General features: G+C 31.2%; 13 protein-coding genes. 5 read left to right on the top strand and 8 right to left on the bottom strand.

Annotated features, from left to right (window positions below; genetic code table 11):
• Window positions 1–331: glyceraldehyde 3-phosphate dehydrogenase NAD-binding domain-containing protein (locus Q0K54_RS08220; RefSeq protein ID WP_294580075.1), on the bottom strand; the 331-nt coding region annotated here is incomplete at its 3' end.
• 236 nt (window positions 332–567) lie between these two features.
• Here Q0K54_RS08220 and Q0K54_RS08215 point away from each other — a divergent pair.
• Window positions 568–1,140, top strand: a complete 573-nt coding sequence (locus Q0K54_RS08215) for an ATP-dependent Clp protease proteolytic subunit (protein WP_294580073.1) — start codon at window positions 568–570, stop codon at window positions 1,138–1,140.
• A gap of 56 nt (window positions 1,141–1,196) precedes the next feature.
• Here the strand turns inward: Q0K54_RS08215 and Q0K54_RS08210 are convergent, their stop codons facing one another.
• The 6 genes from Q0K54_RS08210 to Q0K54_RS08185 all read right to left on the bottom strand — a co-directional run bounded on the left by Q0K54_RS08210 (window position 1,197) and on the right by Q0K54_RS08185 (window position 6,591).
• On the bottom strand, window positions 1,197–1,628 hold the full coding sequence (locus Q0K54_RS08210; protein ID WP_294580071.1) for a GNAT family N-acetyltransferase: 432 nt from the start codon (window positions 1,626–1,628) through the stop codon (window positions 1,197–1,199).
• Window position 1,629: 1 nt separating this feature from the next.
• Window positions 1,630–2,394 carry a uridine phosphorylase gene (udp, locus tag Q0K54_RS08205; protein ID WP_294580069.1) on the bottom strand — a complete coding sequence of 255 codons (765 nt, stop codon included), beginning with the start codon at window positions 2,392–2,394 and terminating at the stop codon, window positions 1,630–1,632.
• 131 nt (window positions 2,395–2,525) lie between these two features.
• A complete protein-coding gene (gene rpoE, locus Q0K54_RS08200) occupies window positions 2,526–2,873 on the bottom strand; it encodes a DNA-directed RNA polymerase subunit delta (protein ID WP_294580067.1) in 348 nt (115 codons plus the stop codon).
• A 13-nt stretch (window positions 2,874–2,886) separates the two neighbouring features.
• Window positions 2,887–4,548: an arginine--tRNA ligase gene (argS, locus tag Q0K54_RS08195; protein ID WP_294580065.1), complete on the bottom strand. Its 1,662-nt coding sequence runs from the start codon at window positions 4,546–4,548 to the stop codon at window positions 2,887–2,889.
• Between the two features lie 143 nt (window positions 4,549–4,691).
• Complete coding sequence (gene cls, locus Q0K54_RS08190; RefSeq protein ID WP_294580063.1) at window positions 4,692–6,209, bottom strand: cardiolipin synthase; 1,518 nt, start codon at window positions 6,207–6,209, stop codon at window positions 4,692–4,694.
• 1 nt (window position 6,210) lies between these two features.
• Window positions 6,211–6,591 carry a DUF1934 domain-containing protein gene (locus Q0K54_RS08185; protein WP_294580061.1) on the bottom strand — a complete coding sequence of 127 codons (381 nt, stop codon included), beginning with the start codon at window positions 6,589–6,591 and terminating at the stop codon, window positions 6,211–6,213.
• A gap of 97 nt (window positions 6,592–6,688) precedes the next feature.
• On the opposite strand from Q0K54_RS08185, the gene Q0K54_RS08180 reads away from it, so the two are divergent.
• Window positions 6,689–8,566, top strand: coding sequence for a transglycosylase domain-containing protein (locus tag Q0K54_RS08180; RefSeq protein WP_294580059.1), 1,878 nt, complete (start codon window positions 6,689–6,691; stop codon window positions 8,564–8,566).
• An 8-nt stretch (window positions 8,567–8,574) separates the two neighbouring features.
• Here Q0K54_RS08180 and Q0K54_RS08175 read toward each other — a convergent pair whose 3' ends face one another.
• Window positions 8,575–9,804: an HD domain-containing protein gene (locus Q0K54_RS08175; RefSeq protein WP_294580058.1), complete on the bottom strand. Its 1,230-nt coding sequence runs from the start codon at window positions 9,802–9,804 to the stop codon at window positions 8,575–8,577.
• A 114-nt stretch (window positions 9,805–9,918) separates the two neighbouring features.
• On the opposite strand from Q0K54_RS08175, the gene Q0K54_RS08170 reads away from it, so the two are divergent.
• The 3 genes from Q0K54_RS08170 (at window position 9,919) to Q0K54_RS08160 (ending at window position 11,197) form a co-directional block, all read left to right on the top strand.
• Complete coding sequence (locus Q0K54_RS08170) at window positions 9,919–10,731, top strand: purine-nucleoside phosphorylase (protein WP_294580057.1); 813 nt, start codon at window positions 9,919–9,921, stop codon at window positions 10,729–10,731.
• Window positions 10,732–10,843: 112 nt separating this feature from the next.
• Complete coding sequence (locus Q0K54_RS08165; RefSeq protein WP_294580056.1) at window positions 10,844–10,948, top strand: helix-turn-helix domain-containing protein; 105 nt, start codon at window positions 10,844–10,846, stop codon at window positions 10,946–10,948.
• A gap of 42 nt (window positions 10,949–10,990) precedes the next feature.
• Window positions 10,991–11,197 carry a hypothetical protein gene (locus Q0K54_RS08160; protein ID WP_294580054.1) on the top strand — a complete coding sequence of 69 codons (207 nt, stop codon included), beginning with the start codon at window positions 10,991–10,993 and terminating at the stop codon, window positions 11,195–11,197.
• The last annotated feature ends 220 nt before the right edge of the window (window positions 11,198–11,417 follow it).

Raw genomic sequence — 11,417 nt, 5'->3', positions numbered from 1 at the left:
GAGCTTGAGATTTAGCTTTAGAAGTATAGAAACCAGTACATTCTAATACTACGTCTACTCCTAATTCTCCCCAAGGTAATTTAGAAGCATCTGCTTCTTTGTAGATTTCGATTTCTTTTCCATCTACAACAATAGAAGATTCTTTTGCTTCTACTGTATCTGCCAAAGCATATTTACCTTGTGCTGAATCATATTTTAATAAATGTGCTAACATTTTAGGATCTGTTAAATCGTTGATTGCTACAACTTCATATCCTTCAGCATTAAACATTTGTCTGAATGCTAGACGTCCGATACGTCCAAATCCATTAATTGCTACTTTTACTGCCATTCTTTTTATTCCTCCTTGAATGTTCATTTTTATGATAATATTATATTCCAGAAACCCTAGAAATGCAACTAGAGTTATAAGGTTTCGTTAAAATTTTTTTTAATTTTGGGGTTACAAGAAGTGATTTTTTCATAAAACTAACAAGAAATTGTTTAAATTTTTACATAGCTAGAAAAACTTTGGCTTTAATGAATAATTGACCGGTAAATAACTATACTTAAATAAGGAGGTTAGTTATGCATATAGTACCTACAGTAATTGAAAAAACCAATCAACGGGAATATGCTTATGATATCTATTCGAGATTATTGGAAGATCGAATCATTTTATTAACAGGAACCATTGATGATAAAATGGCCAGTAGTATCGTAGGACAGCTATTATATTTAGAATCTTTAGACAATAATTCGGATATTTTTATGTATATCAATTCACCTGGTGGCAGTATTAATGCTGGCTTTGCTATCTATGATACAATGAACTTTATTAAATGTGATGTATCAACGATTGTCATCGGCATGGCTGCAAGTATGGCCGCTTTTTTACTGAGTGCTGGAACCAAGGGAAAAAGACGTAGTTTACCAAATAGTGAAATTATGATTCATCAACCACTTGGTGCTTATGAAGGCCAAGCTAGTGATATTGAAATTAGCGCTAAACGAATATTACGGCAAAAAAATAAATTGAATCGGATTTTAAGTCAAAATACTAATCAGCCTTTAGCTAAAATTGAAAAAGATACGGATCGTGACTTCTTTCTTGATCCCGTTGATGCCATGCAATATGGCTTAATTGATGAAATAATTTAAAAAAAGCTAATGATGAAACGAATCCTTTTAATCAGGATCCACTTCAACATAGCTTTTTATTTTAATGATTTGTACATAAATACTAGACTATCTTTAACTATAAACCCGTTTTTACGATAGAAATCAACACTATAAAATTCTTTACCTGTCAATAACGTTAAATACGCCACATCATCAAGTTCTTTACTAACCTCTTCCATCAATAAACCGCCAATTCCTTGCCTTTGATAATCAGGATCAACATAAAAATCTTCAATCATCAATTCATTATCGTCAACATAAGTTATCAACTTACCACAAAGAACTGCAACTATTTTATTATCTAAGATATACACATAACAGCGAGTATACTTACCATCATCTAACTGTTCAATTCTTTGATAAGCACGTTGATACTGCCAGTCTTCATTCCATGGTGGCTGTTTAAATGCCCGCATCATCACTCTGGCAATTTCAGGATAATCACACTTTTCTACTTTTCTAATCATTTTAATCTTCCTTAATTAATAATCGTAAAGCCGCAATAGCTACTTTGATGGCTTTTTCAGTATCTAATACAACTGGATTCTCTAATCCTTGTTTTTCTCGTTCTTGATTAGCTACTGCTAATAAAATAGCTCCACAGCGTACTTTTAAATAGCTGGCTACCGTAAACAAAGCCGCAGTTTCCATCTCTGAAGCTAATGTTCCTAAACGTAACCAGGCCTGCCATTTATTTTCTAATTCATAACTAACTGGCATGATTGCAGGATCATGCTGACCATAAAAAGAATCTTTTGATTGAACTACCCCTATATGATAATTATAATTTAATTTTTTAGCTCCATTGACCAAAGCATTGTTAATATCAAAATCAGCCACTGCCGGAAATTCAATTGGAGCATATTCTTTACTGGTCCCTTCTTGACGAATTGCGCCTGAAGCAATAACTAAATCGCCGCTTTTGACCTTTAAATCCATACCACCACAAGTCCCGACCCGAATAAAAGTATTAGCACCTGATTTAACTAGTTCTTGTAAAGCTATAGCAGCCGAAGGACCTCCTATTCCTGTTGAAGTAACACTTACTTTAATCCCATCTAAATAGCCAGTATAGGTTGTAAATTCCCGTTTATCACTAACTAATACAGGATTATCTAAATATTGAGCTATTTTTTTACAACGTTTAGGGTCACCAGGTAAAATTACATAATGTCCGATATCGTTTTCGTCAATTCCTAAATGATATTGTTTGCCATCTTGTGAATATTTCATAGAGCACCTCCATCTACTATTAGTATAACTTAAATTTTCTTTAGTTAATAGTAGCAAAGATAAAGCCTTTTTCTATTTTGCTAAATAAAATTCTTGAAAAATTAAAAGCAGCAAAAATTTGCTGCTTGTTTTTAACTATAATCATCTTCTATTGTAGAATCAACATCTTCATCTACTTCTTCTGATCCTTCTTCATCATCATCACTATAAATATCATTCATATCAATATGAACATCACTAAATTTATGACGACTTCTTAAATCCCAGTTATTTTCACCAACAGTGATAAAACGACCATCAATTGTAATACTAGTATAAAATAATGATTCTTTATCTTCTTTTTGTTGTTCATCAAATTTTTTCATTTGACAAACTTCTTCCCATAATTTAAAAAAGTTTACTGCTGATTTTTTCTTTGACATTAATTCAAAAGCTACATCAACCATTGACATATCATGGTATTTATCCATACTATCCATCAATATCATCCTCCTACATTTTTTCTGGAGCACTAACACCGATTAAGTTTAATGCATTAGCTAAAGTAATTCTAGTAGCTTCCACTAAAGCTAAACGTTGTTCGCTCAATTCTAAATTATTTTCATCAATTACATGACATTCATTATAAAAACTATGGAATAACTGTGCTAATCGTTGAATATAGTTAGCAATTTTATGTGGTGTACGATTAATTGCACTATCAATAATGACATTTCTAAATTCATTTATATGCTTAACTAACTCAATTTCTTTAGGATTAACTAATAATTCATAATGATTGCTAAATTTTAAATTTGCTTTTTTAGCGGCTGCTTTAATTGAACACATTCTAGCATGTGCATATTGAGCATAATAAACAGGGTTTTCATTTGATTTTTGTTTTGCTAAACCAATATCAAAATCAAATGGTGTATTAGCGGCTTTAGAAACAAAGAAATAACGTGTGGCATCGACTCCAATTTCTTCGATTAAATCTTGAATTGTAACCGCATTTCCAGTCCGTTTTGACATTTTTACTGGTTCCCCATTATTCATCATTCTAACCATTTGAATAATATCAATATTTAATTGATTAGCATTATATCCTAACGCCTGGATTGCTGCTTTCATTCGGTTAATGTAACCATGATGATCGGCACCGAATAAATCAACTAAATATTCATAACCACGATCTAACTTATTTAAATGATACGCAATATCAGGTGTTAAATAAGTATAGCTTCCATCACTCTTAATTAAAACCCGGTCTTTATCATCCCCAAATTCAGTTGATTTAAACCATAAAGCTCCATCAGCTTCATAAGTATAACCAGCAGCTTTTAGTTTCTCAACCGTTGGTACTACACAGTTATTTTCATATAAAGAAGTTTCTGAAAACCAGACATCAAATGATACTCTAAATTGATTTAAAATATCTTTAATTTTCTGTAATTCATATTCAGTTCCTTTATTTCTAAAATAAGCAATCGCTTTTTCTTCAGGAATATTTAAATACTTATCGCCTTCAGTTTCTTTGATTTTTTGGGCAATATCAATAACATCTTTACCATGATAACCATCTTCTGGTAATTCTGCCTCTAGACCAAAAGCCTGACGATAACGAGCATATAATGATAACGCTAAATTATAAATCTGATTTCCAGCATCATTGATATAATATTCTCTTGTAACATCATAACCTGCTGCTGACATAATACGACAAATACTATCTCCAACAGCAGCCCCTTTAGCATGTCCTAAGTGTAAATCACCTGTAGGATTAGCTGAGACAAATTCCACATTATATTTTATTCCTTGTCCGTAATCACTATTACCAAATTTTTCCTTTTCATTTAATACATCAGTAATAATTGATGTCATTATATTTTTAGCTAAAAACAGATTAATAAATCCCGGACCAGCAATTTCAATTTTCTCGATTTGAGCAGCATCTTGATCAATTGCCTCAACAATTTCATTAGCTATCTCCCGGGGATTTCTTTTTAATAATTTTGTTAACTGCATTGCCAGATTAGTAGAATAATCCCCATGTGCTTTATCTTTAGGAATTTCGATTACAATACTATCTAAATCATATTCACTAACAAAACCACAATTAATAATAGCCTGTTTCAGCGTTTCTTTTAAAGTTGTTTCAATTTTATTAATTGCCATTATAGCCCTCCTCTAACGTCCTTACATATCTTTATTAAATTACCATTAAACCCTCATTAAGTCAATGTTTTTAAAAGATTTTTACATAAAATTTATCATAAAAAAGGAATTGAAAACATCTTTCAATTCCCAAAACTAAAATATTATAATAAAGGTGCAAATAACCGTAAAATAGCTTCAAACCAGCCTCGAAACCGTCCTTTGACAACATTATTATAAGTCATTTCCTGACACTCTTTAAGCGTTGATAAATAATCTTCTTTAATATCTTTGATTGCTTCAGTATTAGCCATATATACCCCACATTCAAAATGCAGATATAAACTGCGATAATCTAGATTGATGGTTCCAACAGTGGCCACTTTATCATCACAAACAAAGTTTTTAGCATGAATAAACCCTGGTGTATATTCATAGATTTTAACACCACCTAAAACTAAATGCTCATAATAAGAACGAGTTACTTTAAATACCAGCTTTTTATCTGGAATTCCTGGAGTAATAATACGAACATCAACACCTCGAGATACCGCTAAACAAAGAGCATTTTTCAACTCATCATTAATGATTAAATAAGGCGTAGAAATATATAAATAATGTTGCGCCTGATTAATAATATTCAAATAAACATTTTTTCCTACTGGTTTATTATCCAATGGTGAATCGCCATAAGGTAAAATATAACCATTGGGTCTAATATCCGGTAAAGGATAGTGACGTGGATGATAGCGGTCATAATCTTCAGTTTGGTTTAATGAAGCATTCCAGGTCGTTAAAAACATTAACGTTAAATTCCAAACTGCTTCCCCTTTGATCATAACACCAGTATCCTTCCAGTGACCATATTTTACTTTAGCGTTAATATATTCATCAGCTAAATTAAAACCGCCACTAAATCCAACATTACCATCAATTACAGTAATTTTACGATGATCTCGATTATTCATTACAATCGATAATAGCGGAACAATATGATTAAAGGCAATACTCTTAATACCGCATTCCTGTAACTTTTGATAATAACGATATGGCAGCATCGTTAAAGAGCCCATATCGTCATACATAAAACGAACCTCTACTCCTTCTTTGACCTTTTCCTTTAAGATATCTAAGACCCGATCAAACATCTCACCTTCTTGAACAATAAAATATTCCATAAAGATAAAATACTTAGCCTTTTTTAATTCTGCCAGTAAATCATAATAAGCCACTTCACCTAAAGGATAATACTTGATTTCACTATTATGATAGACTGGATAATTTTCCCTAACTAAATAATTTACTTGTCCTTTAATATCTTCATCTTCAATCGTTTGGTGAACGTCATTGAGATAACGATATGGCTCCATTGCCTGATCTTGCAATAAATAAGCATCCTGCAGCTTTTTAGCTGGTTTTTTGTTACCAAAAAATACATACAATAAACCACCAAAGGCCGGAAAAGCCAGAACTGGAATTAGCCAGATAATCTTATAACCAGAATCATCGTCATCCTTATTAATTATATATAAAGCAACAAAAAAACTAATACCAATTAAAAATGTTCTGATCCAGATTGCATCAATAAGATATTGTAAGAAAAAAACAATTAAAATAATCTGTAATAATATTAAACTGATTGATATTACAATTCTGTTTTGTAATACTTTTAAAACTTTCATTCTAATTCTCCAAAATTTGATATTGCAACAAAATATAAACCTGACTTAATAAATGTATCCCATCATATAATCCATATTTTATTTTAATAGTATCCCCACATTCATAACTGATTAACCTTGTCTCTAATTTTAAGGCTCCATATGCAGTTTGATAATGATTCATAACCGGATGGTGCTGGTGCAAACGTAAAATACTAGCATCATTATGTAAAATTACCTCATTTTCTTTCAAAACTATTTTTATTTTATTTTGATCCTGATAACTGATAATCGTCTGATTATCTTTTTTATCCAATGAGGCAATTCCATGATATTTAAAAGACTCCGTCTCATTTTCATATTTAAAAACACTGCGATAATTTAATTTAATTACTTGACTCATTCAATCCCATCTTTCTTTTCATTTTTAAAAGTTACTACAATAATATAGTGCATATTATAACACAAATAAGTCAAGAATACTTTTGGTGATTAAATAAATGAAAAAAGTAATAAAAATATTAGTTGTTTTAAGTGCCAGTAGTTTTGCGATTTTGTTATCTTTTTATCTGATTGCATATTGTTTTGGGGAACCAGATTTAAACAAAAATCGATATTTAAAATTATACGATGATAGTGAAGATATCTTTTATCAATCAATTAATGATTATGCCGGTCATTATGTCAGTTTAGATGATGTTAGTGATGATTTTTTAAAAAGTATCGTTGCCATTGAAGATCAGCGTTTTTATAAACATCGAGGATTTGATATTATCGGGATTGCAAGAGCTGTGAAAGTTAATTTAACTAACCAAGATAAATCTCAGGGAGCCAGCACGATTACCCAACAATATGCCCGACTATTATATCTAACCAATGAAAAATCCTGGTCCAGAAAAATTAAAGAAGCATTTTTGACTATGCAATTAGAAACCCACTTAACTAAAGATGAAATCTTAGAAGGCTATATCAACAATGTTTATTTTGGTCATGGAATTTACGGGATTGAGAATGCAGCCAAGTATTTTTATGGTAAAAGTGCGAAAGATTTAGATTTAAATGAAAGCAGCATGTTAGCAGGAGTGGTTAACGGACCAACTTATTATTCACCGCTAAATGATCAAACAGCAGCCAGAAAAAGACAGAGTCTAGTTTTAGATGCTTTAATTAACTGTGGTGAAATTAGTGAAAGTCAAAAAGAAAGTGTCTTAGAAAGTGATTTAAATTTAGCTGAAGTTCATCAAACTGATGAAAATATCAGTAATAATTATTATAAGGATACTGTTATTGATGAACTAGAAGATTTAGGTTTTTATACTAATACTTATTTAAATCAGGGATTAAATGTTTATACTACGTTTAATCAAGATTATCAAAAAGTAATTGAAAACAGCAGTCAAGAATATACACAAGATAGCGACGTTGAAACAGCCAGTATTGTTGTAGCACCATATACCAGTAAAATTTTAGCTTTAACTGGTGGTAAAGATTATGCTTTATCACAATATAACCGTGCTACTAAATCTAATCGACAAATTGGTAGTACTATAAAGCCACTACTATATTATCTCGCTTTAGAAAATGGTTTTACCCCGACAACAACTTTTTTATGTGAACCAACAACTTTTAAATTAGATGATAATACGACATATAGCCCAAGTAATTTTAATGATAAGTATGCTTATCAAGAAATTACATTAGCTCAAGCTATTGCTGTTTCTGATAATATTTATGCAGTTAAGACTCATCTTTTTTTAGGAGAAGAAAATTTAGCAGCTTTGATTAAAAAATTTGGTTTAAAAGATGTTAAAGCTAATGCTTCATTAGCTTTAGGAACATTAAATACTAATATCTATAATTTAGCTAATATGTATAACTGTTTAGCCAGTGAAGGTGTTTATAATCATTTATACACGATTGAAAAGATAACTAATGATGAAGGAAAAATCTTATATGAGCATCAGGCTAGTAATCAACAACTGCTAAACCAGGATACTTGTCTTGTTTTATCGCAATTATTAACCTCATCGTTCAATGATGTATTTAGTACTTATCTTCAAGCAACAATGGCTGATTATCAACTTGATAATATTAATGCCTGTAAAACTGGAAGTACTGATTTTGATAATCTGGCAGTGGCTTATAATCCTCAAGTTCTAGTTGCCAGCTGGGTCGGTTATGATGATAACCGGGAAATGACGACAACCGCTGATAAAACTGTTGCCAAAAAAGTTGTTTATGATGTTTTAAATTATACTAATGAAAACTATGAAGTTAGCTGGTATCAGCCAACTGATCAAATTCAACAAATTCCAATCAATCCTTTAACTGGTGACTTTGACGAAAATGGAACGATCTATTGGTTTAAAAAAGAATAATCCCGAAGTTATTCTTCGGGATAAAATATTTTTCGATCATCTTTATAATTTTTAGAATTAATAATAGCCCCAACAATCTCTGATACTTCTGGTAAAAAGCGCAATTTTCCAGCCACCAGAATTTCAATTTCACTAATTGCATCATTATGATCAAAATATAAATATGGTACCTGGCTTTGATCATCGCAAACTACATAGTAACGTGGGTCATAGCCTTTTTCTTTAAAAAGCTTCTTAGTCTGTTTAAAATCAGCTTCATCTTTCAAATCTCGATAAGCAAACAGATGGCGATTTAAAAACCGTTGACATAAATCCGCTAATATCAAATCATTTCCTTCACTGAAAATCATAAAATAATAAATAACTACGTTTTCATCTAATTTTACATACTCTTGTTCATCAACTGTTCCTTTGATAAAAGGTTTTAAATATCGAATATCACCAAAATCATAACCTTGTCGATCCAAATCCTGTATCCGTCTAAAAATACTAATTAACAGTTGTTCATAACTACGACTAGTTGGATGATAATAAACTTGCCAATACATATGATAACGAGCTAAAATATAGTTTTCAATTGCCTGGACTCCAGATTCTTTAAAAACGATCTTTCCATTATCAACTTGCATCACTCGTAAAATTCGTGCCATATCAAAATGACCATAAGTAGTTCCAGTAAAATAAGAATCTCTAAGTAAATAATCCATGCGATCTGCATCTAACTGACTGGAAATCATTTGAACTAAAATTTTATTAGGATGAGTTTTTTCAATTACACTGCTAACTACTCTAGCAAAACCAGTATCAAAACCTTCTAAAATATGATTAATCTCACTATTTCCATTAATAATTTTTATCGTATAATCCTCATGATGAATTTTAAAAACTTCTTCAAAACAATGCGAAAAAGGCCCATGACCAACATCATGTAATAAAGCCGCACATAAAACCGTTAGCTTATCATAATCAGTTAAAGCCTGACCAATAGCACTTTCAAAAATCATTTTACTCACCACATAATAAACACCTAGAGAATGTGTAAATCGCGAATGCTCAGCACTTTGATAGACCTGATAAACACCACCTAATTGCTTAATTCTTCTAAGTCTTTGCATTTCTTTAGAATTAATTAAAGCTAAAATAACTGGCTGATCAACATGAATATAATTATGAACAGCATCGCGAAAGACTTTACTATCCTTTAATCTAGTATGTTCCAGGCGATAAGATGATTTCATGGGGCACCTCCAGCATTGACAAGAAAACAAAATAAATTACTTAACAATTTTTATATTTTCATTATAATACATTTAGCAAGTTTATGCTATAATTGAAAGCAGGAGGTACAATCTATGCGCATTAAAATTAATGAAGCTACTGATTACATCAAATCGCAATATCATGGAAAAATTGATTTAGCGATTATCCTAGGTTCTGGTCTAGGACATTTAGTTGATGAAATCAGAAATCCCGTTGAATTAGATTACCGTGATATCCCCCATTTTCCTTTAACTAATTTAAAAGGACATGTTGGTAAATTAATCATTGGATCATTAGGTGGTAAAACCATTCTAGCTATGAAAGGTCGTTTTCATTATTATGAAGGTAATGATATGCCAATTGTTACCCTTCCAATTAGAGTCTTTAGCCAACTGGGAATCGAAAATCTAATTTTAACTAATGCCAGTGGTGGTATTCGTGATGACCTAAAACCTGGTCAGTTAATGTTGATTAAAGATCATATTAGTTTATTTATGGACAGTCCCCTTAGAGGTCCTAATCTTGATGATTTTGGTCCTCGTTTTCCAGATATGAGTAATGCATATGATAAAACAATCGGCGAATTAGCTCACAAAGTTGCAACTGAAAATAATATCGATTTAAAAGATGGAGTTTATGCTTTTACCCAAGGCCCTATGTATGAAACTCCAGCAGAAATTCGAGCCCTTAGAACTTTAGGAGCTGATGCTGTCGGAATGTCAACCGTTCCTGAAGCCATTGTCGCTCGCCATTGTAATATGAAAACATTAGGAATATCTTTAGTTACTAATAAAGCAGCTGGATTATCAGACGAAGAACTTTCTCATGAAGAAGTTATTGATATTGCAGCTAAATCAGAGAAAAACTTTGCAACATTAATTAAAGGAATCATCGAAGAGTGGTAGACCACTCTTTTTTGTTTTTTTAAATAGCATGTTATTATCAAGGGCGTAAATTTTATTTAATATTGCTAGACATTGCAGTAATTATTGATAAACTAGAAGTAACTGGAGAGATATGAACTTAGGAAAAATAATCTATACTAAAAGAAAGGAAAAAGGCTTATCACAGGAGCAATTAGCTAATCAAATAAATGTTGCTAGACAGACCATCTGTAAATGAAAACTAAACGAAACAATCCCCGATGTAAATAGTTTAAAGGACTTGGCAATAACTCTAGAATCTTCAATTGATGAAGCTTTAGAAATTGAAATTCCTGGCAAAAATGATGATTCAATTGAATGGTGGCTAATTGGTGGTTTTATTATCGGAAATAGTTTAGGCTTCTTTTTTAACAATTATTTGCTTGGCTGTGTTTTAGCAATAACCGGCTTGATTTTCGGTTTAATTTTTCAACATCTAAAAAAATGAAGAAGCACTTAGGCCAATGTCATTAAGTTAAGATGATAAAATTTTAGCCAGGAATTATATGTAAATATATTTTTCCTGATTTTTAATATTTATTCAAGCTAAAAAAGTGTAGTCTTGAAACTACATTTTTCAAGGTATATAATAAATTATGTTAGTTATAACGATAGTTAAAGAATACGGTAGTCTTTGGCTTGACATGTCGCTTGTATTTTCTACCGGG

The organism is uncultured Thomasclavelia sp. (assembly GCF_944324745.1).
In the GTDB taxonomy this organism is placed as follows: Bacteria; Bacillota_I; Bacilli_A; order Erysipelotrichales; family Coprobacillaceae; genus Thomasclavelia.
The sequence above is the reverse complement of the archived record's forward strand: the minus strand, read 5'-3'. Positions and strand labels throughout refer to the sequence as shown.